This is a genomic window from Ruegeria sp. CI5, assembly GCF_056536885.1.
Map to the genome: position 1 here is coordinate 389,744 of NZ_JBQFQN010000001.1, position 20,718 is coordinate 410,461.

The 20,718-nt window shown below is 62.0% G+C and carries 23 protein-coding genes and 1 tRNA gene; 12 read left to right on the forward strand and 12 right to left on the reverse strand.

What is annotated here, in order from left to right:
* Window positions 1–76: 76 nt before the first annotated feature.
* Entirely contained in the window at window positions 77–922 is an 846-nt protein-coding gene (locus tag ACR0BA_RS01950) for an AAA family ATPase (RefSeq protein ID WP_480726193.1), read from the reverse strand.
* Window positions 923–1,286: 364 nt separating this feature from the next.
* On the opposite strand from ACR0BA_RS01950, the gene dksA reads away from it, so the two are divergent.
* Window positions 1,287–1,709 (forward strand): RNA polymerase-binding protein DksA, encoded by a 423-nt coding sequence (gene dksA, locus ACR0BA_RS01955; protein ID WP_170358872.1) that lies wholly within the window; start codon window positions 1,287–1,289, stop codon window positions 1,707–1,709.
* A gap of 71 nt (window positions 1,710–1,780) precedes the next feature.
* Window positions 1,781–2,932, forward strand: a complete 1,152-nt coding sequence (locus ACR0BA_RS01960; protein ID WP_480726195.1) for an FAD-dependent oxidoreductase — start codon at window positions 1,781–1,783, stop codon at window positions 2,930–2,932.
* Window positions 2,933–2,936: 4 nt separating this feature from the next.
* Here the strand turns inward: ACR0BA_RS01960 and xth are convergent, their stop codons facing one another.
* Window positions 2,937–3,716, reverse strand: a complete 780-nt coding sequence (gene xth / locus ACR0BA_RS01965) for an exodeoxyribonuclease III (protein ID WP_480726196.1) — start codon at window positions 3,714–3,716, stop codon at window positions 2,937–2,939.
* 243 nt (window positions 3,717–3,959) lie between these two features.
* Window positions 3,960–4,283, reverse strand: coding sequence for a HesB/IscA family protein (locus ACR0BA_RS01970; protein ID WP_093962326.1), 324 nt, complete (start codon window positions 4,281–4,283; stop codon window positions 3,960–3,962).
* 76 nt (window positions 4,284–4,359) lie between these two features.
* On the opposite strand from ACR0BA_RS01970, the gene ACR0BA_RS01975 reads away from it, so the two are divergent.
* The 7 genes from ACR0BA_RS01975 to ACR0BA_RS02005 all read left to right on the forward strand — a co-directional run bounded on the left by ACR0BA_RS01975 (window position 4,360) and on the right by ACR0BA_RS02005 (window position 11,251).
* The gene (locus ACR0BA_RS01975) at window positions 4,360–5,517 is read left to right on the forward strand and encodes a deoxyguanosinetriphosphate triphosphohydrolase (protein ID WP_480726198.1); all 1,158 of its coding nucleotides are present in this window, start codon (window positions 4,360–4,362) and stop codon (window positions 5,515–5,517) included.
* A gap of 95 nt (window positions 5,518–5,612) precedes the next feature.
* Window positions 5,613–7,358 carry an arginine--tRNA ligase gene (argS, locus tag ACR0BA_RS01980; RefSeq protein ID WP_480726200.1) on the forward strand — a complete coding sequence of 582 codons (1,746 nt, stop codon included), beginning with the start codon at window positions 5,613–5,615 and terminating at the stop codon, window positions 7,356–7,358.
* Window positions 7,359–7,446: 88 nt separating this feature from the next.
* Window positions 7,447–8,508, forward strand: a complete 1,062-nt coding sequence (locus ACR0BA_RS01985; RefSeq protein ID WP_480726202.1) for an SPOR domain-containing protein — start codon at window positions 7,447–7,449, stop codon at window positions 8,506–8,508.
* Window positions 8,505–9,512, forward strand: a complete 1,008-nt coding sequence (nagZ, locus tag ACR0BA_RS01990) for a beta-N-acetylhexosaminidase (RefSeq protein ID WP_480726204.1) — start codon at window positions 8,505–8,507, stop codon at window positions 9,510–9,512. Before ACR0BA_RS01985 ends, nagZ begins: the two co-directional genes overlap by 4 nt.
* Window positions 9,502–10,296 (forward strand): segregation and condensation protein A, encoded by a 795-nt coding sequence (locus ACR0BA_RS01995; RefSeq protein WP_093962321.1) that lies wholly within the window; start codon window positions 9,502–9,504, stop codon window positions 10,294–10,296. Before nagZ ends, ACR0BA_RS01995 begins: the two co-directional genes overlap by 11 nt.
* A complete protein-coding gene (gene scpB / locus ACR0BA_RS02000; protein WP_170528817.1) occupies window positions 10,289–10,948 on the forward strand; it encodes an SMC-Scp complex subunit ScpB in 660 nt (219 codons plus the stop codon). The genes ACR0BA_RS01995 and scpB overlap by 8 nt, the downstream gene beginning before the upstream one ends.
* A gap of 63 nt (window positions 10,949–11,011) precedes the next feature.
* Window positions 11,012–11,251: a hypothetical protein gene (locus tag ACR0BA_RS02005; RefSeq protein WP_093962319.1), complete on the forward strand. Its 240-nt coding sequence runs from the start codon at window positions 11,012–11,014 to the stop codon at window positions 11,249–11,251.
* Window positions 11,252–11,254: 3 nt separating this feature from the next.
* On the opposite strand, the gene ACR0BA_RS02010 is transcribed toward ACR0BA_RS02005, so the two are convergent.
* From ACR0BA_RS02010 to ACR0BA_RS02045, 8 genes are all read right to left on the reverse strand, one after another.
* Window positions 11,255–12,334 carry a 2'-deoxycytidine 5'-triphosphate deaminase gene (locus tag ACR0BA_RS02010; protein WP_170390378.1) on the reverse strand — a complete coding sequence of 360 codons (1,080 nt, stop codon included), beginning with the start codon at window positions 12,332–12,334 and terminating at the stop codon, window positions 11,255–11,257.
* A gap of 61 nt (window positions 12,335–12,395) precedes the next feature.
* Window positions 12,396–12,472: transfer RNA gene (locus ACR0BA_RS02015), tRNA-Pro, on the reverse strand.
* Window positions 12,473–12,533: 61 nt separating this feature from the next.
* Window positions 12,534–13,148, reverse strand: coding sequence for a MerR family transcriptional regulator (locus ACR0BA_RS02020; RefSeq protein WP_170358886.1), 615 nt, complete (start codon window positions 13,146–13,148; stop codon window positions 12,534–12,536).
* 18 nt (window positions 13,149–13,166) lie between these two features.
* A complete protein-coding gene (gene ihfA, locus ACR0BA_RS02025; protein WP_093962316.1) occupies window positions 13,167–13,469 on the reverse strand; it encodes an integration host factor subunit alpha in 303 nt (100 codons plus the stop codon).
* A gap of 96 nt (window positions 13,470–13,565) precedes the next feature.
* Entirely contained in the window at window positions 13,566–14,537 is a 972-nt protein-coding gene (locus ACR0BA_RS02030; RefSeq protein WP_480726207.1) for a beta-ketoacyl-ACP synthase III, read from the reverse strand.
* A 23-nt stretch (window positions 14,538–14,560) separates the two neighbouring features.
* On the reverse strand, window positions 14,561–15,646 hold the full coding sequence (gene plsX / locus ACR0BA_RS02035) for a phosphate acyltransferase PlsX (RefSeq protein WP_170449740.1): 1,086 nt from the start codon (window positions 15,644–15,646) through the stop codon (window positions 14,561–14,563).
* A 24-nt stretch (window positions 15,647–15,670) separates the two neighbouring features.
* Window positions 15,671–15,877 (reverse strand): 50S ribosomal protein L32, encoded by a 207-nt coding sequence (gene rpmF / locus ACR0BA_RS02040; RefSeq protein WP_093962313.1) that lies wholly within the window; start codon window positions 15,875–15,877, stop codon window positions 15,671–15,673.
* 205 nt (window positions 15,878–16,082) lie between these two features.
* Window positions 16,083–16,619: a YceD family protein gene (locus tag ACR0BA_RS02045; RefSeq protein WP_480726209.1), complete on the reverse strand. Its 537-nt coding sequence runs from the start codon at window positions 16,617–16,619 to the stop codon at window positions 16,083–16,085.
* Between the two features lie 83 nt (window positions 16,620–16,702).
* Here ACR0BA_RS02045 and ACR0BA_RS02050 point away from each other — a divergent pair, with 83 nt between their 5' ends.
* From ACR0BA_RS02050 to ACR0BA_RS02060, 3 genes are all read left to right on the forward strand, one after another.
* On the forward strand, window positions 16,703–17,176 hold the full coding sequence (locus tag ACR0BA_RS02050; RefSeq protein ID WP_093962985.1) for an outer membrane protein assembly factor BamE: 474 nt from the start codon (window positions 16,703–16,705) through the stop codon (window positions 17,174–17,176).
* A gap of 98 nt (window positions 17,177–17,274) precedes the next feature.
* Window positions 17,275–18,015, forward strand: a complete 741-nt coding sequence (locus ACR0BA_RS02055; RefSeq protein WP_480726211.1) for a GNAT family N-acetyltransferase — start codon at window positions 17,275–17,277, stop codon at window positions 18,013–18,015.
* A 69-nt stretch (window positions 18,016–18,084) separates the two neighbouring features.
* Window positions 18,085–19,896, forward strand: coding sequence for an ABC-F family ATP-binding cassette domain-containing protein (locus ACR0BA_RS02060; protein WP_480726213.1), 1,812 nt, complete (start codon window positions 18,085–18,087; stop codon window positions 19,894–19,896).
* Between the two features lie 55 nt (window positions 19,897–19,951).
* On the opposite strand, the gene ACR0BA_RS02065 is transcribed toward ACR0BA_RS02060, so the two are convergent.
* Window positions 19,952–20,707 carry a 3-hydroxyacyl-CoA dehydrogenase gene (locus ACR0BA_RS02065; RefSeq protein WP_480726214.1) on the reverse strand — a complete coding sequence of 252 codons (756 nt, stop codon included), beginning with the start codon at window positions 20,705–20,707 and terminating at the stop codon, window positions 19,952–19,954.
* Window positions 20,708–20,718 lie beyond the last annotated feature (11 nt).

Here is a 20,718-nt window from a genome sequence, read left to right on the forward strand (position 1 = left end):
TTTGTTGCAGCAATGCTGGCATCAGGCTTGCCGCAAGGCAAGCCGTGATCACCAAGTATTCATGAATGGGCGGGCTTCAGCGCTTGGCGCGCGCCATGAAGGCCAGCCGTTCGAACAGATGCACGTCCTGCTCGTTCTTAAGCAATGCCCCGTGCAGCTTGGGCAGGGCATTTACCCCGTCGCGTTTCAGGTCCTCGGCATCCAGATCCTCAGCCAGGAGCAGCTTGAGCCAGTCCAGCACCTCGGAGGTCGAGGGTTTTTTCTTCAGCCCCTGCGTCTCGCGAATTTCGTAGAACTGGGTCAGGGCGGTGGTCAGCAACGCCTCTTTGATGCCTGGGTGATGCACTTCGACGATGCGACGCATCGTAGCCTCGTCGGGGAAGCGGATGTAGTGGAAGAAACAGCGGCGCAGGAAAGCGTCTGGCAGTTCCTTTTCATTGTTCGAGGTGATGATCACGATGGGGCGGTGTTTGGCCCGGATCGTTTCGCCGGTCTCGTAGACATAGAACTCCATCTTGTCGAGCTCCTGCAGCAGGTCGTTGGGGAACTCGATATCGGCTTTGTCGATCTCGTCGATCAGCAGCACGACCTTTTCATCGGCGTCGAAGGCCTGCCACAGCTTGCCTTTGCGGATATAGTTCGACACGTCGTGCACACGTTCGTCGCCTAGCTGGCTGTCGCGAAGACGGCTGACGGCGTCATATTCGTAAAGACCCTGCTGCGCGCGGGTGGTCGACTTGACGTTCCACTCGATCATCCTGAGACCCAGCGCGCCGGCGACCTGTTTGGCCAGTTCGGTTTTGCCCGTTCCGGGCTCACCCTTGACCAGCAGCGGTCGTTCCAGCGTGACGGCTGCGTTTACGGCAATGGTCAGGTCGTCGGTGGCAACGTATTCGGCTGTGCCTTTGAAACGTGCGGTCATGGGGCCCTCGTATGATGGTCGCAGCAACAGGAGACGGGAACCGGGTTACCTAGGGCGGGGCCGAATGACAAGCCGGGCCGCAGCGTCGCGGGCTGCCAACGACGGGCGCGAGGGACGAATCGCACCGATTCCATCATCCGCTCGCGGGTGTTCTGCCGCAAAATGGTCGTTTCGCTTTCACAGAATGGCAACGATTTGGTGTCCAAAGTCTCATATTTATACCGGTTCTCATAACGGCGCGTTGGGGTTGCGTTTGGATAGTGACATTCCCCGTCCCGTCAGTTAAACGCTGCGCAGAAGGGGGTGCCAAATGTCAGGCGACACGACCGCAAAAGACGTTTCTGGCCATACCGAGGGAGCCAATATGAAGCAGGAAGTTTTTCTGCCGGAGGACTATCGTCCGGCCGAAGATGAACCTTTCATGAATGAACGCCAGCTTGAGTATTTCCGCCGCAAGCTGCTGAACTGGAAACACGAACTTTTGGCAGGCAGCCGGGACACGATCGAGGGGCTGCAGGACAGCACCCGTAACATTCCCGACGTTGCAGACCGCGCCAGCGAAGAAACCGACCGTGCGCTGGAGCTGCGCACCCGGGACCGTCAGCGCAAACTGGTTGCCAAGATCGACGCCGCTCTGCGCCGGATCGACGAGGGCGAATACGGTTACTGCGAAAAAACCGGCGACCCGATCTCGCTCAAGCGTCTGGATGCGCGTCCGATCGCGACCATGACGCTGGAAGCGCAAGAGCGTCACGAGCGTCGCGAAAAAGTTCACCGCGACGATTGATCGCTGGGTTCTTTCAAAAAAGACAAGCGCCGGGGCCTGTGGCTCCGGCCTTTTTGCGTTAGGCCCGTGTCATGAAGATCGAAGGTTTGCAAATCTGTGTCATCGGCGGCGGGATCGGCGGAATGGCCGCTGCGCTGGCCTTGCAGCAACGCGGTGCACGGGTGACCGTTCTCGAGCAGGCCGAGGCCTTGACCGAGGTCGGGGCCGGCCTGCAAATCAGCGCCAACGGCATGGCGGTCCTGCGTGCGCTGGGTGTCGTGGATGATCCCGGTCGGGTCGCACAACTCTCTCACGGCACTGTTCTGCGCGATTATCGGCGAGGCCGCGTCGTCAGCCGTCTTCCGGCACCCTCGGCCGGACCCACGTGGTATTTCCACCGCGCTGACCTTCTGGACGTGTTGCAAAAGGCGGCCGAGCGCGCAGGGGTGTCGATCAGACTGAATGCCCGCGTCACCAATGTTCGGAAGCATCCAGCCGAAGCCGAGATTGCGCTGCAGGATGGCACCCGGCTGCGCGCTGAATTCGCCGTTGCAGCGGATGGCGGGCGCAGCGGTATCCGGCCCATCCTGAACGGAACCGAAGCGCCCGCGTTCACGCATCAGGTGGCGTGGCGGGCAACGGTGCCCTGGACCGACCACGAAGCCGAGCCCATGGCATCGCTGACGATGGGCCCCGGGCGTCATGTCGTGACCTATCCGCTGCGAAAGCAGTCCATGTTGAACATCGTGGCGGTAGAAGAGCGGTCCGACTGGCGGGAAGAGGGCTGGCGCCTGCGCGGTGACCCCGAGGACCTGCGGGCGCGTTTTTCCGATTTCGGCGGTCCGGCCGGCGCCGCGCTTGCGCAGGTGCAGGATGTCCATCTGTGGGCTTTGTTTCTGCGCCCGGTGGCACAGAAATGGCAGAATGGTCGCGTTGTCCTTCTGGGGGACGCCGCGCATCCCACATTGCCGTTTATGGCTCAAGGGGCGTGCCTCGCGCTTGAGGATGCTTGGATCCTGGCCCGATCTTTTGACGAACAGTCGGGTGTCCGCCGCGCACTCGAAGCCTATGAAAGCACGAGGAAACCCCGCGCGCGCAAGGTGGTCGCAGCTGCCGGTGCCAACGCGCGGAACTTTCATTTGCGCGGTCCTGCACGACTGGCCGCGCAGGCGGCCTTGGCCCTGATCGGTCCGCGCCTGACGCGTCGATACGACTGGATCTACGACTACGATCCGACGGCCTGACGGGTCAGATGTCGAGCTCCACCCAAACAGGGACGTGATCGGACGGTTTTTCATGTCCGCGCACTGCGGCGTCGATCTGGCAATCGCGCATCAGGTCCGCCGCTTGCGGTGTCAGAAGGAAATGGTCAATGCGAATGCCGTCATTCCGGTTCCACGCGCCGGCCTGATAATCCCAGAACGAATAGTGGCCCGGGCCTTGTGTCCGCGCGCGGAACGCTTCGGTGAAGCTAAGGTTCAGCACCTTGCGAAACGCCGCGCGGCTTTCCGGCCGAAACAGGGCGTCTTCGCGCCAGGCCTCCGGGCGTTTCGCGTCCTCGGCTTGCGGAATGATGTTGTAGTCCCCGGCCATGAGGGCCGGCTCTTCCGTGGCCAGAATATCGCGGGCGCGCTCATACAGCCGCTCCATCCACGCAAGCTTGTAGTCGAATTTCGGCCCCGGAGCAGGGTTCCCGTTGGGAAGATAAAGCCCGCAAATCCGCAGTGCCCGCTTGCCGATGACGGTAGCTTCGATCCATCGCGCCTGCTCGTCCTCTTCATCCCCGGGCAGCCCGCGCGAGACATCTTCGAGCGGATACTTCGAAAGTATCGCCACGCCGTTGAAGCTTTTCTGACCATGGGTTTCGACGTTGTAGCCGCGTTCCTCAAAGATCTCGCGGGGAAAGTTTTCGTCGACGGATTTGATTTCCTGCAGCAGGACTACATCGGGCTGGGCTTCGTCCAGCCAGCGGGGCAGAGCCTCGGCCCGCGCCTTGATGCCGTTGATGTTGAATGTTGCGATTTTCATCCCGGTCCCTCCGAAGCTCTGCCGAAACCTATCGCCCAGAACGGAGGCCATCACAAGGTGTCAGTCAGGCCTGCCGCGGGCACCGGGGGCGTTTGGGGACGGATGACGCGATGACGAACTGGCCCAGTGGGCGCGGGGCCCAACACGGTAAACCGCGCCCTAAGGCCTGATCGCGGGACAGCGGGCGCTCCTGCAGATCATGGAGATATTCAGAGGACGGGGGCGCAACGCCCCCACGATTGATCACATCGAAAAAGACGTGCCGCACCCACAGGAAGAGGTTGCGTTGGGGTTGTCGATCACGAACCGGGCGCCGATCAGTTCCTGAGTGAAATCAATCGTCGCATTTTCCAGGAACGGCAAAGATATTTCGTCGACGACAACCTTCTGGCCTTTGCCTTCCAGCACCAGATCATCGTCCTTGGGCTCGTCCAATGCGATTTCGTACTGAAAGCCTGAACACCCTCCGCCTTCAACGGCGATGCGCAGGGCCTTGCCGTTGTCGGCGGCGCCGATCTCGGCAAGCCTCTCGAAGGCGCGTTCTGTGACTCTCGGAGGCAGATTCATGCCATGCTCCAAAGGTTTATTTCCTCGTTGGTCTACAATATAGAAACCCCGGAGACAGGCGACAAGGACAAGACCATTGGAGCGAGCAGGATTTGCTGCCGATCCGGGCCGGGCGCGCGGGCGGCTGGTGCCAGAGGAAGAAAGCAGTTTCCGGTCGTGCTTTCAGCGGGACCGGGACAGGATCATACACGCCAGCGCGTTCCGACGTCTTAAGCACAAGACACAGGTTTTTGTCGAGCATGAGGGCGACAGCTATCGCACGCGCCTGACCCATTCGATCGAGGTGGCGCAGGTCGCGCGCACGATCTCGGGGGCATTGGGGCTGAACCCCGAACTGACCGAGGCCGTGGCCCTGGCGCATGATCTGGGCCACACGCCGTTTGGCCATACGGGCGAGGACGCTCTTCACGCGCTGATGGCGCCTTATGGGGGCTTCGACCACAACGCTCAGGCGATCCGCATCGTCACCAAGCTGGAACGGCATTACGCGGATTTCGACGGGTGCAACCTGACATGGGAATGCCTTGAAGGCATCGCCAAGCACAACGGCCCGGTTACGGGCGATCTGCCCTGGGCGCTGGCCGAGTGCAATGCCGATTTTGACCTTGAACTGCACACCCATGCCAGCGCAGAAGCGCAGGTTGCGGCACTGTCCGACGACATCGCCTACAACAATCATGACCTGTTCGACGGCCTGCGGGCCAGACTTTTTACCGACGACGAGATCGCCCAATTACCGATTGTTCGGGAGTGTTATGCCGAGGTGGATCGCAAGTATCCCGGGTTGGATTTCTACCGGCGTCGTCACGAGGCGCTGAGGCGGGTGTTCGGCGTGATGGTTTCGGATGTAATCGACACCTCGCGCGAGGTTCTGGAGAGATCAGGAGCGCAAACAGTCGAGGATGTTCGTCACCTCGGTGCGCCTGTCATCCGCTTCTCGGATGATCTTTGGGCGCGGCTCAACGATATCCGGGCGTTTCTTTTTACCCACATGTACCGGGCGCCCAGCGTCATGGAGGTGCGCGCCAAGGTCAGTCGCGTAGTCGAGGAGCTGTTCCCGATCTATCTGAGCGACCCGCGCCAGATGCCTCGGCATTGGCATTCGGATATCGAAGCGGCGCCGGACGAGACCGCGCTGGCCCGGATCGTTTCGGACTATATTGCGGGCATGACCGATCGGTTTGCCTTGCAGGATCATGCCCGCCTGACCGGCACGCAGCCCCCGCAGGTTTAGGGCTGCATGTTGCGAAAGCTGGCTTGGACCGCTCGCCTGCATTGACCTTGCCGCCTTGCGTGGTAAACCGCTGCGCAAGCAAAAGGACATCCGAAATGAACCTGTTCTCCGAGATCCGCGGCCTTGTTCTGGACGCGCTGATGCAGATGCAGTCCGAAGGCGCGCTGCCCGACGGGCTGAGCTTTGACAACGTTGCGGTCGAACCCCCGCGCGACGCCGCCCATGGAGACATGGCGACCAATGCCGCGATGGTGTTGGCCAAGCCGGCCAAGATGAAGCCGCGTGACATTGCCGATGCGCTGGCCGCGAAACTGGCCGCCGATGAGCGGATCACGAGTGCCGAGGTTGCAGGTCCGGGCTTTCTCAACCTGCGGCTTGCTCCGTCGGTCTGGCAGGGCGTTCTGGGTGCAGTGTTGGAACAGGGCACGGATTATGGTCGCTCGACCATGGGGCAGGGGCTGAAGGTGAACGTGGAATACGTCTCGGCCAACCCCACGGGACCGCTGCATGTGGGCCACACACGTGGCGCAGTGTTCGGCGACGCGCTGGCCAGCCTGTTGGCCTATTCCGGCCACGACGTGACCCGTGAATACTACATCAACGATGGCGGTGCGCAGGTGGATGTATTGGCCCGGTCCGCGTTCGAGCGGTACCGCGAGGCCAACGGCCTGAGCCCGGAGATCGCCGAAGGCCTTTACCCGGGCGACTACCTGATCCCGATCGGTGAGGCGCTGAAGGAAAAATACGGTGACAGCTTGCTGGACAAACCTGAAAGCGAGTGGCTGGCCGAGGTCCGCGTTTTTGCAACCGACGCGATGATGGATCTGATCCGCGCCGATCTGAAGGCGCTGGGCGTCGAGATGGACGTATTCTTCTCGGAGAAGTCGCTGTACGGAACCGGCAAGATCGAGGCCGCATTGAAGTCGCTCAGCGACAAGGGTCTTATCTATGAAGGCGTTCTTGAGCCGCCCAAGGGCAAAACCCCCGAAGACTGGGAGCCCCGCGAGCAGACCCTGTTCAAGTCCACCGCGCATGGCGACGATGTGGACCGCCCTGTCAAGAAATCCGACGGCAGCTGGACCTATTTTGCCCCGGACATCGCTTATCACTACGACAAGGTGAGCCGCGGATTCGATGCGCTGATCGACGTGTTCGGCGCAGATCACGGTGGTTACGTCAAGCGGATGAAGGCCGCCGTTTCGGCCCTGTCAGACGGCAAGGTGCCGCTGGACATCAAGCTGACCCAGTTGGTGAAACTGTGGAAAAACGGTGAGCCGTTCAAGATGTCCAAGCGGGCCGGCAATTTCGTCACGCTGCGTGATGTGGTCGACCAGGTTGGTCCGGACGTAACCCGGTTCGTGATGCTGACCCGCAAGAACGATGCGCCGCTGGACTTCGATTTCGACAAGGTGCTTGAGCAGAGCCGCGAGAACCCCGTGTTCTACGTGCAATACGCCCATGCCCGGGTCATGAGCGTGCTGCGCCGGGCCGCCGAAGCGGGCATTGCCGCGGACGATGCAACCCTCAAAGCTGCCGATCTGAGCAAGATCGACCACGCGGCCGAGTTGGTTGTTGCCAAAAAGCTGGCCGAATGGCCACGGCTGGTCGAGATCGCTGCGCGTACCAACGAACCGCATCGCGTTGCCTTCTATCTGTATGAACTTGCAGGGGATTTTCATGCGTTGTGGAACAAGGGCAACGAAGAAATGTCGCTGCGCTTCCTGCAAGATGGTGACGCGGCAACAAGCCAGGCAAAAATCGCGCTGGCCCGGGCCGTTTCTGTTGTGATTTCAGCAGGCTTGGGTATTCTTGGTGTCACGCCGGCGCAGGAGATGCGGTAACCAACACTGCCCGAACCGCCGGCCCGAGGTAGGCAAGAAATGACCCGCGCGCCCCAATTTCAGGCGCGAAACGGGCAGTGAGGCGGATATGACCAGTTACGATTTCTCGGGGCAGACCAGCCCCGAGCACGCGCATTACTCGAATCAGTTCCAGCCCGAAGATGGGTATGAATTTCCAGACGACATGATGGACCAGGCTGAGGGTGTGCCGGCGGGCGCGGCCCTCGGGCGGGTCGTCAACCTGCTGGGTGCTGCCGCGTCTCTGGCGCTTGTCGCTGGCGTCGCGATCTGGGGGTACAAGCTGGTCATGCGCGATGTGAGCGGCGTACCGGTCGTACGCGCGGCCGAGGGGCCGATGCGGGTGCAGCCGGAAACTCCCGGGGGCACACCCGCCGATCACCAGGGTCTTGCGGTCAATGCAGTTGCGGCGGTTGGGACCGCAGCGCCTCCGGCCGACCGGCTGATCCTTGCGCCGCGCCCCGTTTCCTTGACGGATGAAGACGTGGCGATGGGTGAGCTGAAGCCGACCCCCGCCGTGCATGTCGTCGAACAGGAAATCTCGAACCAGGAAGCCGCCGAACTGCGCCAAGGCGCGGTTGACGCCGTGGTGGCCGAACTGTCCGGCGCGCCTGCCGCTGAGGCACCGCAGACCGAAGAGGGCGTGCAGCTTGCATCCCTGAACTTGGACGATGACGAGCCAGCCATTGATCCGGCCGATCTTGCCGCTCAGCTGCCCGATCCCGAAATCGCGGCCCTGCCGGGCGTGCGCCGGTCTCTGCGTCCGCTCCGCCGCCCGGCGCGCGCAGCTTCGGCTGTACAGCCTGCAGTCAGTGAAGACGCGATCAACGCCGCGGTCAAAGCTGCTGTAGGGTTGGATGTCGACCCGAACACCTTGACCAAAGGTACCCGGCTGGCGCAGCTGGGTGCGTTTGAAAGCCCCGAGGTCGCGCAGGCCGAATGGGACAGGCTGTATCGTCGGTTTGGTGAATATATGGATGGCAAGCAGAGGGTTATCCAGAAAACCTCAAGCGGAGGCCGCACGTTTTACCGTCTGCGGGTCCTGGGGTTCGATGACCTGAGCGACTCGCGCCAGTTCTGCGCCGCCTTGGTCGCACAGGACGCTGACTGTATCCCGGTTGCCGTGCGGTGAGGTTTGGCGCCACGATCACGGATGCGGCCGGGCTGCGATTGACACCCGAAGAAAAGGCGTTGTTTCGCCAGATGAACCCGTTTGGGTTCATTCTGTTTGCCCGCAATATCGAAACTGCGGATCAGGTCCGTGCCTTGTGTGACGACTTTCGCGAGGCCGTCGGTCGAAACTGTCCGATCACCATCGACCAAGAGGGCGGACGGGTCCAACGTTTGCGCGCGCCACTTGCGCGGCAATGGATGCCCCCATTGGATCATGCGGAGCGTGCCGGCGAACATGCCGAGCGGGCCATGTACCTTCGGTATCGCCTGATCGCGCATGAACTGTATTCCATGGGGATCGATAGCAACTGCGCACCGATGGTGGATCTGGCGCGTCCGGACACCCACGCCTTTTTGCGCAACCGGTGCTACGGTAGCGATGCTGCTACGGTCGCGAAAATCGGCCGGGCTGTTGCGCAGGGTCATCTGCACGGTGGCGTGTTGCCCATCGTCAAGCATATTCCCGGCCACGGGCGGGCGACTTTGGACAGCCATTTCGATCTGCCGCATGTCGATGCGCCGTTGGACGATCTGTTGCAGACCGATTTTGCCCCGTTTCGCGCCTTGAACGATCTGCCGATGGGCATGACGGCCCATTTGGTCTTTGAGCAGCTTGATGAACGACCGGCAACGATCTCTGCGCAGATGATGGCTGTGATCCGAGATCAGATCGGGTTTGAGGGCCTGATCATGACCGACGACATCTCGATGAAGGCGCTCAGCGGGTCTTTGGCCGACCTGTCACGTCAGGCGCTGGCCGCAGGATGCGATGTTGTGCTGCACTGCAACGGCTCGCTTGCCGACAGGGCGGCGGTCATGGAAGCTGCGGGCGAGATGTCCGAGGCGGCACAAGCCCGCGCAGACAAGGCGCTGGCACAGCGCCAATCGCCCGAGGAACTTGACATCCGTGCCGCCGAGACGGAACTATCCCGTCTGATGGGCGGGCAGGTATATGACGGATAACCTTTTCAGCGAAGACCCGGTTTCGGTCGCCGATCGGTTGGCCGCCGAGGCGCTGATCGTGGACGTCGACGGGTTTGAAGGCCCGCTGGACGTGCTGCTGACCCTGTCGCGGACGCAAAAGGTCGATCTGCGCAAGATCTCGGTTCTGGCGCTGGCGCAGCAATATCTGGCCTTTGTCGAACGGGCCCGCGCCCTGCGGATCGAACTGGCCGCCGATTACTTGGTGATGGCGGCGTGGCTGGCCTTTCTGAAATCCCGGCTGCTGCTGCCGCCTGACCCCGATGAAGAGGGGCCGACGGGCGAAGAACTGGCCGCGCACCTGGCCTTTCAGTTGGAACGCCTGCAGGCGATGCGCGACGCGGCCGCCCGCCTGATGGCGCGCGACCAGTTGGGGCGCGATTTCTTCAGGCGCGGGCAGGGCGAGGACGTGACCCGCATCCGCACGGTCACCTATTCCGCCACCTTGCTGGACCTGATGCAGGGCTATGCCCGCATCCGCACCCGAGACGAGTTCCGGCCCTTCGTGATGGACCGCGACGCCGTTTTCACGATGGAACAGGCACTGGAACGGATGCGCCCGCTGATCGGATTTGCCGGAACCTGGACCGACATGGAAACCTACCTGCCCGACGGCTGGGACGTTGACCCGGTGCGGCGGCGCTCGGCCACGGCGGCGACGTTTGCGGCCTCGCTGGAACTGGTCAAGGAAGGACATATGGAGATCAAGCAAAGCGAGACCTTTGCTCCGATCCAACTGCGCAGAAGGACTGACAAACGTGACTGACGCCCCCGAAGACGACGGCACCGGCACCCTGTTCGAAGCGCCTCCGCTGGCTGAGCAGGAGCGTATGGTCGAGGCGGTACTGTTCGCCAGCGCCGAACCGGTGACAGTGGCCGATCTTGAGGCGCGGATGCCGCATGGCTGCGACGCCGCGCAAGCGCTGGAACTGCTGCAGAAACGTTATGAAGGGCGCGGGGTCCGCGTGGTCAAAGTGGGCGAGGCGTGGGCCATCCGCACGGCCCCCGATCTGGGCTTCCTGATGCAGAAGGAAACGGTCGAGACCCGCAAGCTGAGCCGTGCCGCCATCGAGACCCTGGCGATCGTGGCCTATCATCAACCCTGCACCCGCGCCGAGATCGAAGAAATCCGCGGCGTGTCCGTGTCGCGGGGAACCATCGACCAGCTGCTGGAGATGGAGTGGATCCGGCTGGGCCGTCGCCGCATGACGCCGGGCCGTCCGGTGACCTTTGTCGTAACGCCTCAATTCCTGGATCATTTCGGTCTGGAAAGCGCGCGTGACTTGCCGGGCCTTAAGGAACTGCGCGCTGCTGGCTTGCTGGAAAACCGGCCACCGCCGGGGGCGATGCCGATCGGCGAGGCTAACGAAGATGAAACGGGTGACGATGATCAGTCCGAACTGTTCGAGGAAGATTGATTGCGTCGCCCATTTGTCGGCGCATATCGCCGTTAGGTTCGGCGCAGAGGAACGGAGACCGAAATGAACGCAAACCGCATCATCGACATGATCGTTCGGCAAGTCATGCGCAGGCTGGTCACGCGCGGTGTCGACAAAGGTTTTGACCTTGCCGATCGTGCGACCCGCAAGCCGGGCCAACAGAGCCAGGCGCGCGATCCTCAGACCGACCGGCGCATGGCGCAAAGTGCAGGCGGACAGAGCCCGAGCATGAAACAGGCCAAGCAGCTGACCCGCCAGATGCGGCGGTTCATGCGGTTCTGAGGTTTACTGTGCGGACTTGAAATGCTTCGATAATTTCAGGCCTTGGCCCTGATAGTTCGAAGCAATTCCTGCGCCGTACAGCTGTGTCGGCATCTCGGCCATACGCTCATAGACCAGCCGCCCTACGACCTGTCCATGCTCCAGTACGAAGGGCGCTTCGTGACAGCGAACTTCCAGAACTCCACGTGACCCGGCGCCTCCGGCTTCGGCATGACCGAAGCCCGGATCGAAAAAGCCCGCGTAGTGCACCCGGAATTCGCCCACCATCGCCAGATAGGGCGCCATTTCGGCCGCGTACATCGGTGGGATGTGAACCGCCTCTCGGCTGACCAGGATATAGAATGCGCCCGGATCCAGAATGATCCGCCCGTCCTTGGTACGCACCTCTTCCCAGTATTCCTGTGGGTCGTATTCGCCGATCCGGTCAAGGTCGATCACGCCGGTATGCGGTTTCGCGCGATAGCCAACAAGGTCAGTGTTGGGCAGGCGCAGGTCGACCGAAAACCCCAGACCGTCCTGAATGACGGCCGGACCATCGACCAATGGTGATTCCGCATGCAGAGCGGTCAGGTCTGCATCGGACAAAACCGCCTGGCCTTGCCGGAAACGGATCTGGTTCAGCCGCATGCCCGGACGCACCAGAACAGAAAAGGACCGCGGGCAGATTTCGGCGTAGAGGGGCCCCGAATAGCCTGCGGGCACCCGGTCGAACTCGGTTCCGCCGTCGGTGATGGTACGGGTCAGAAGGTCCAGACGCCCGGTCGAGCTTTTGGCGTTGGCGACAGCGGTCACGTCACCGGGCAGGGACAACGCTTCCATCAGGGGCACAAGGTAGACGCAACCTTTTTCGAGAACGGCGCCGTCGGTGATGTCGATCCGGTGCATTTCGAACTCGGCCAGCCGTTCGGACACCGAACGGCTTTCGCCCGCCAGAAATGACGCACGGACGCGGTAAGCAACTGTTCCCAAACGAAGATCAAGGCTGGCGGGCTGGATCTGAGCGGGCAGAATGGCCGGCTCGGCGGAGATCTCACCGCGCGCGATCATCGCCTCGATTTGCTGGTTCGGGCATACACCTGTCATTCCGATCCCCCCTGGTGCCAGAGCGGGATCTGGCCTGTCTGCCATAAACGTCGGTGTGATTTGGTCGGGCTAGCAGGACTCGAACCTGCGACCTTCCGTCCCCCAGACGGACGCGCTACCAGGCTGCGCCATAGCCCGACGTTGGGCTGTTCATAATGATTTTCCCGGCAGGGGCAAGAGGAAAACATTGCCTTTCTTCTTATCCCGCCTTTTGACCTTCGACCCGGCTGAGCCATGCCCTGAGGTCCCTCGCGATCGGGGCGATCTGGCGCAGCGCCTCAGCGTCAAAATCCGTAGTCTGCCAAGCTTTGGAGGCGATGCCGCCGAACAGCGGGGCAGGGCTGATGCCATCGTCCCCGTTGACCGCAGTGGGCGCGGGCGCCGGCTCGGGGTCTGGGGAACTGGGTGTTTCCTGAGGCTCTGGCGATCCGGGACCATCAGTGCCGGCCTGCAGATCGAGGTCGATTTGCTGACCGGTCGATTTGGGCGGAAAGGACACCACCACGTCCTGTGGCGTCTGTGGTGATTCTGCGCTGACATCGATGTCGGGTGACAGCGCCGCCACATGGGCCACGCCCTGTTCCCTCAGGATGCGTTGAACGCCTTTTATCGTGATGCCGTCCTCGTGCAGCAGCTTCTTGATGCCGCCCAGCAGGCGCATGTCGTTGGGGCGGTAGTAACGGCGACCGCCAGCCCGTTTAACCGGTTTGACCTGTGCAAACCGGCTTTCCCAGAATCGCAGGACATGGGCCTGAACACCGAGCCAATCCGCAACTTCACTGATGGTGCGAAACGCGTCGGGTGACTTGCTCATATCCTCCTGGCCCCGGGTTTACTTGCGATTCCCGGCGGCGACGCGATCCTTCATCAGATGCGACGGGCGGAAAGTCAGCACGCGGCGCGGCTGGATCGGAACCTCTTCACCGGTTTTCGGGTTGCGTCCAATACGGGCTGATTTGTCACGAACGCTGAAAGTGCCGAAGGACGAAATCTTGACCTGTTCGCCACGCACCAGCGCGTCCGACATGTGGTTCAGAATGCTTTCGACAAGCTGTGCACTTTCGTTGCGTGACAGCCCAACTTCGCGAAACACGGCTTCGCTCAGATCCATTCGCGTCAGTGTATTATCGCCCATGACATTTCCCCTATTGATTTTCGAGCATAGGGGTAGCGCAAATTCGCTGTCAATATCAATGAATTGCGGGCGGCTGTGTAAGCCGGAATGCGCCGGTTACCAGCGCAGGACCACCGAGCCCCATGCCAATCCGCCGCCAATCGCCTCGGTCACGATCAAATCACCTTGCTTGATCTGGCCCCGTTCCTTGCCCACCGACAGGGCCAGGGGAATCGAGGCGGCCGATGTGTTTCCGTGGTCCTGAACGGTCACTACGACGTGATCCATGGGCAGGCCCATCTTCTTTGCGGTGCCCTGAATGATGCGGATATTGGCCTGATGCGGCACGATCCAGTCGACGTCCTGGCTGTTCAGTCCGGCGCGCTCCAGGGCGGTTTCGGCCGTAGCGGTGAGCTTTTCGACCGCATGGCGGAACACCTGGTTGCCCTGCATCCGAAGATGGCCTGTCGATTGCGTCGACACCCCGCCGTCCACGTACAGAAGGTCCTTGTAACGTCCGTCCGAATGCAGATCCGTGGACAAGATACCCCGATCATCGCTTGTTCCGGCACCGTCCTGCGCCTCGAGCACGAGAGCACCGGCCCCATCCCCGAACAACACGCAAGTCGATCTGTCGGTCCAGTCCATGATCCGCGAAAAAGTTTCAGCGCCGATCACCAGCACCCGCTTGGCCTGACCCGAAAGGATCAGGGCGTTGGCGTTGCTCAGCGCAAACACGAAACCGGCGCAGACGGCCTGAACATCAAAGGCAAACCCTCGGGTCATGCCCAGATTGGCTTGAACCATTGTGGCGGCCGACGGGAACGTCAGATCCGCGGTCGAGGTCGCCAAAACGATTGCGTCAATGTCATCGCCTGTCAGACCGGCGTCCTGCAGAGCGGCTTTGGCCGCATAGGTTGCCAGATCGGACGTGGTTTCGTCTTCGGCCGCAAAGTGCCGACGCTCGATACCGGAACGGGTGCGAATCCATTCATCGGTCGTATCAAGTGTCTTTTCGAATTCGGAGTTCGGAACCACCCGCTTGGGCAGGTAATGCCCGACACCTACAACGACTGAACGGCCTGCCATCTGGGGTACTGCCTTCTTTGTTCTTATTTGCTCTGCAGCGCAGATTGCGCCGCATCTTGTTCAAGCTCAGCCGTGGATGCAACCCGTGCTGCCAATTTTTCCGCAAAGCCGGACTTGGCCAGGGTGAAAGCCAGCTTGATCGCGGCCGACACGCCGGTGGCGTCGGCGCCTCCGTGGGATTTGATGACAGTGCCATTCAGGCCCAGAAAGACCCCGCCGTTGACGCGGCGCGGGTCGATGCGTTTCTTCAATCGCTGCAGCGAGGTGATGGCCAGAACCGAGGCCAGGCGCGATAGGGGCGAATACTTGAAGGCCTCGCGCAGCAGGTCACCGATCAGGCTGGCCGTGCCTTCTCCGGTCTTGATGGCGACGTTTCCGGTAAACCCATCCGTAACAATGACATCCGCTTTGTCGCCTGGAATGTCGCTGCCTTCCACGAAGCCCACGAAATCAAAGTTTGCCTGATCCGCGAATTCGGTGATCAGGGCATGGGCTTCCTTGAGTTCGGCGCGGCCTTTGTGCTCTTCGGTGCCGACGTTCAGCAGCCCGATACGCGGGCGGGTCAGTTCCATGCCGTTGCGCGCATAAGAAGCGCCCATCAGCGCAAACTGCAGCAGATCCTTGGCGTCGGCCCGCACATCCGCGCCCACGTCCAGCATGACGTTGAAGCCCTGAGGGTTGCGGGATGGCCACAGAATCGCGATGGCGGGGCGGTTCACACCGGGCAGTTTGCGCAGCCGCATCATCGACAGCGCCATCAACGCGCCGGTATTGCCGCAGGACACGGCACCATGGGCCTCGCCCTGACGCACCGATTCCAGCGCCGACCACATCGAGGTGTTCTTGCCGCTGCGCACCACTTGGCTGGGCTTGTCCTGCATCGTGACCACGTCAGGGCAATCACGAAAAACGACGCGTCCGTCGAGGACACGCCGTTTCGATACAAGCTTGCTCAGCACATCTTCCGGGCCGTGCAGAAGAAATCCGATCTCGGGGTTCTTCTTTGCTGACTTCGCGATTCCAGCCACGACCACGCCGGGACCTGAATCCCCGCCCATTGCGTCAACCGAGATGATGATCTTTCCGGTCTGCGTGGGCTGCGCTGTCATGCCAGAACCTGCGTTCAATCAGGCTTAGGCCGCGTCTTCGTCCAGGTCGATGTCGTCGGCCTGAGCGACGACTTCACGGTCGTCATAGTGGCCGCAGGCTGCACAAACGTGGTGCGGGCGCTTCAGCTCGCCGCAGTTCGCGCATTCGTTCGGGTTTGCAGCAACCAGAGCGTCGTGTGCGCGGCGATTGTTGCGACGCGACTTGGAAACTTTGTTCTGTTGGACGGCCATGGTCTCAACCTTTGTCTACTAAGGGCCAGCAGATTCGCTGCAGGCCGGGTTTCATTCTTCGTTTTCTCGTGGTGTGACGTGCGTTTAGGGAACAAGCCCCGCGATGTCCAACCCAAATTCCGATGAGCGCGCGAAAATACTGCGATTCTCGACATGTTCAAGCGATTTTTCTGAGCGCCTGCTATGACAGGAAATCGATCCTCTGTCACTCGTCTTTTTTCAGTGCGTCACGCAGGGATGCCAGCCCGGCAAAGGGTTTGGCTTCCTCGTCGGTCATCGCCTGTTTGCCCGGTTCGGTATAGTTCGCGCCGCCCAAATGTGCACCGTCTTTCCGGGGGTATTGGGGCAACGCAAGGGACAATGCCTCGCGCATCACCTGGTCCAGATCGATTTCCGGGCCCAAGGCTTCGGTCTCGTCATCTTCGGGCATTTCGAATTCGGGTTCGTCGGGTTCGGTCCAATTGGCCAAGAAAACGCGCCGCACCGGGGCCTCGATCCGGGTCGTGACCGGGTCCAGCGACACCACGCAGGGCTGAATGACGGTTGCGCCCAGCTTGGCGGTCAACACCCAATCACGCTTGCCCTTCGCGCGCAGCTCGCCGACAAAACTCAGCTTGCGCAGCCCGAGCAGGCCCAACGCATCACGAATTTCCTCGAGTTGCCGGGCAGGGGGGCGCAATTCGAACGCGGTCGGGCTGTTTTGCGGCAGATCGGCGACGCGCAATGTTGAGAGGTCGGACATTGTGACCCTTTCCTGTGTTGAACCGGGGCATGGGTTTCTGTAATCGGATAGAAGCCGCAAGGGACCAAGGCAAGAGGGTGAACATGTTGAAAGTACTGAACAGGCTGAAACCGGCGTCCAGGGCGGTTGCCTGCACGCTTGTTCTGGCCACCGCTGTTGCCTGTACCCCGGTCTACAAGAAACACGGCTATATCCCCACCCCGGAAGAGCTGGCCGAGATCAAGGTTGGCGTCGATACCCGCGACACGGTTCTGGAAAAGGCTGGCGCGCCCAGCTCGTCAGGTGTGTTGAAGGATTCGGGTTTCTATTATGTGGCGTCGCGCGTTCGCCACTATGGCCCCAAACGCCCCGAGGTCGTCTCGCGCGAATTGGTGGCGATCAGCTTTGACCAGCGTGGCGTCGTCCGCAATATCGAGAAATTCGGTCTCGAAGACGGCTATGTCATCGTGCTGGATCGCCGTGTGACGGACTCCAGTGTTCAGGACAAAGGCTTCCTGCGGCAGCTGCTGGGCAACATCGGCCAATTCAGCCCGTCGAACATCCCGGGGGCCAGCTAATTTCCGGCCGCAGGTTGAAAGCTTCACACGGCGGTCACACTATTGGTGCATGGGATCAGGCAGATCGCAATCGGTGAGAAACCGTGGAGGATGCGACCATGGCCGATGATATTTTGCTGGACAAGGGCCGCTACCGCGCGCGCCTGGCGCGGTGTCCCGAGGACGTGCGGGCGGCCCAGAATCTTCGTACTCTTGCATTCCGAACAGCCGAGACGGATCAGGACGACTTCGATGTTGCCTGCGCCCATGTTCTGGTCGAGGATTCGCAGGCAGGCGGCCAGTTAGTCTGCTGTTTCCGGATGCTGGTCATGGACAGCGGCAGCGAAATCAGCCGGAGTTATTCGGCCCAGTTCTATGACCTTTCCGCGTTGCAGAGCTTTGATGGGCGCATGGTGGAAATGGGGCGGTTCTGCATCCATCCCGATTGGACAGACCCCGATATCCTGAGGGTGGCCTGGGGCGCGATGACGGCCTTCGTCGACCGCAACGGCGTCCAGTTGCTGTTTGGATGCTCGTCCTTCGCAGGGACTGAGACTGCGGAATACCTGGATGCCTTCGCGATGCTCAAACATCGCCACCTTGCGCCCAAACGCTGGTTGCCGCGGGTCAAGGCGCCGGACGTGTTTCGCTTTGCCGCGCGGCTGCGGCGACGCCCGGATGCCAAAAAGGCCATGCTGCGAATGCCGCCGCTGCTGCGCACCTATCTGATGATGGGCGGTTGGGTCAGCGACCATGCGGTGGTGGATCGCCAGTTGAACACGCTGCATGTGTTCACCGGCGTCGAGATCGGTGCGATTCCCGCGGCGCGGAAACGCCTCTTGCGGATGATCGCGGGCTGAAGCCGCGCTGCTGTCAAAAGGTGAGGCTGGGGCGTTGACGCCCAATGTCTGCCGGTTTAGCTGGCGCTTATGGCACGTATTCCTTTGTTGCAGATGTCCGGTATCTCGCTGACCTTCGGGGGAGAGCCGGTGTTTTCCGACCTGGACCTGGTGGTTCAGCCCGGCGACCGCGTTGCGCTGGTCGGGCGGAACGGCTCGGGTAAATCCACCCTGATGAAGGTTATGGCCGGTCTGGTCGAACCGGACCGGGGCGAGATCGTGGTGCCGCCCGGCAAATCCGTCGGCTACATGGAGCAGGACCCGACGATGGAGGGTTTTGCCACGCTGGGCGACTATGCGGCCAGCGGGCTTGAACCCGGCGAGCTGTACAAGGTGGAACGGGCCGGGGAAGGGTTGAAATTCGACCCCTCGCGCGCGGTTCAGACCGCCTCGGGCGGTGAAAGGCGGCGCGCGGCGCTGGCCAAGCTGATGGCCGAGGCCCCCGACCTGATGCTGCTGGACGAGCCGACCAACCATCTGGACATCGAGGCCATCGGCTGGCTTGAACGTGAACTGGGCGCGACACGGGCGGCCTTTGTCCTGATCTCGCATGACCGCGCGTTCCTGCGGGCGCTGACCCGGGCAACACTGTGGATCGACCGCGGTGAGGTGCGCCGGCAGGAGCAGGGGTTCGAGGCCTTCGAGGCCTGGCGCGACAAGATCTGGGAAGAGGAAGATCAGCAACGCCACAAGCTGGACCGGCTGATCAAGTCCGAATCCCGCTGGGCTGTCGAAGGGATCAGCGCCCGCCGCAAGCGCAACCAGGGCCGGGTGCGGGCGCTGCAGGCCTTGCGGGCCGAACGCGCCGCGCAGATCAAGCGTCAGGGGTCGGCGGCCATGTCCTTGGACTCCGGTCCGAAATCGGGGCGCAAGGTGATCGAGGCACGCGGTCTCAGCAAGGCATTCGACGGCAAGCCCATCGTGCGCAACCTGGACCTGCTGGTACAGCGCGGCGACCGGGTGGCCTTTGTCGGTCCGAACGGCGTTGGCAAGACTACCGTTCTGAAGATGCTGCTGGGCGAGGTCGCGCCGGATGAAGGCACCGTGAGCCTGGGCACCAATCTGGAAATCGCGGTCTTCGACCAGACCCGCGCGCAGCTGGACCACGAGATGACCCTGTGGGACAGCCTGACCGGCGACCCCGAGATGCGCGTCTCGGGCAAGGCCGATCAGGTGATGGTGCGCGGCCAGCCCAAGCATGTCGTGGGTTACCTCAAGGAATTCCTGTTCGACGAGCGGCAGGCACGAGCGGCCGTCAAGTCCTTGTCGGGCGGGGAAAAAGCGCGGTTGCTGCTGGCGAAGCTGATGGCGAAACCGTCGAACCTGCTGTTGCTGGACGAACCGACCAACGACCTGGATGTCGAGACGCTGGACCTGTTGCAGGAGTTGCTGGACGACTATGACGGCACCGTGCTGCTGGTCAGCCACGACCGCGATTTCCTGGATCGTGTGGCGACCACGACCATCGCCATGGAGGGCAACGGCCGCGCGACGGTCTATGCAGGCGGCTGGTCGGACTATGTCGCGCAGCGCGGCGATATGGTCGAGAAAAAGACTGAGAAACCAAAAGAGAACAAGCCGAAGGTCAAGCAGGAAGCCAAGCCGAAAGCCGGCCTGTCCTTTTCCGAAAAGCACCGGCTCGAGAAGCTGCCCGCCGAGATCGCGCGGCTGGAAGCCGAGATCGCCAAGCTGGAGGAGCTGATGTCGGACCCCGAGCTGTTCACCCGCGAGCCGGTGAAGTTCCAGAAGGCGACTGAGGCCCTTGTCGAGCGGCAGGAGAAGCTGGCCGCCGCCGAGGAGGAATGGCTGGAACTGGAAGAAAAGGCCGAGGCCGGGGCCTAGCCAGGCTCGACCCAAGGCGCGGGCAGATCGGCTCTGCCCACGCCATGCGGTCATGTCAGCGCATCCGCAGGGCGCCGTCGATGCGGATGACTTCGCCGTTCAGATAGCCCATCTCGACGATGAACCCGGCCAGCCGGCCGTATTCGCGCGGGTCGCCCAAGCGGGCGGGGTTGGGCACGTCGGCGGCCAGCTGTTGCTGCACCTCTTCGGGCAGGCCGGCCAGCATCGGCGTCATGAAGATGCCGGGCGCGATGGTCATGACCCGGATCCCGGTCGAGGCCAGATCGCGCGCCATTGGCAGGGTCATGCCCACGACACCGCCCTTGGACGCCGCATAGGCCGCCTGACCTTTCTGTCCGTCAAACGCGGCAATCGAGGCGGTGTTGATGATCACGCCACGCGCGCCATATGACTCGGGCGCGTTCTTGGCCATCTCGGCGGCGGCCAGACGCGACACGTTGAAGGTGCCCACCAGGTTGATGTCGATGGTGCGCTGAAAGGCGTCCAGCGGATGCGGGCCGTCCTTGCCGACGGTTTTGATGCCATAGGCGATGCCGGCACAGTTCACGCAGGCGGTGATCTTGCCCATCTTGTCCATCGCCAGCGCAATGGCCGCGGCCACCGAGTTCTCGTCCGTCACGTCGGTCTGGGCAAAATGTCCGCCGATCTCGGCCGCGACCTGCGCGCCACGCTCGGCATCGCGGTCGAGGATGGTGATCTGCGCACCGTTCTCGGCAAAGTAACGGACGGTGGCCTCTCCGAGGCCCGAGGCGCCGCCGGTGATGACGGCAGCGGTGGTGGACAATTGCATGGCGGGCTCCT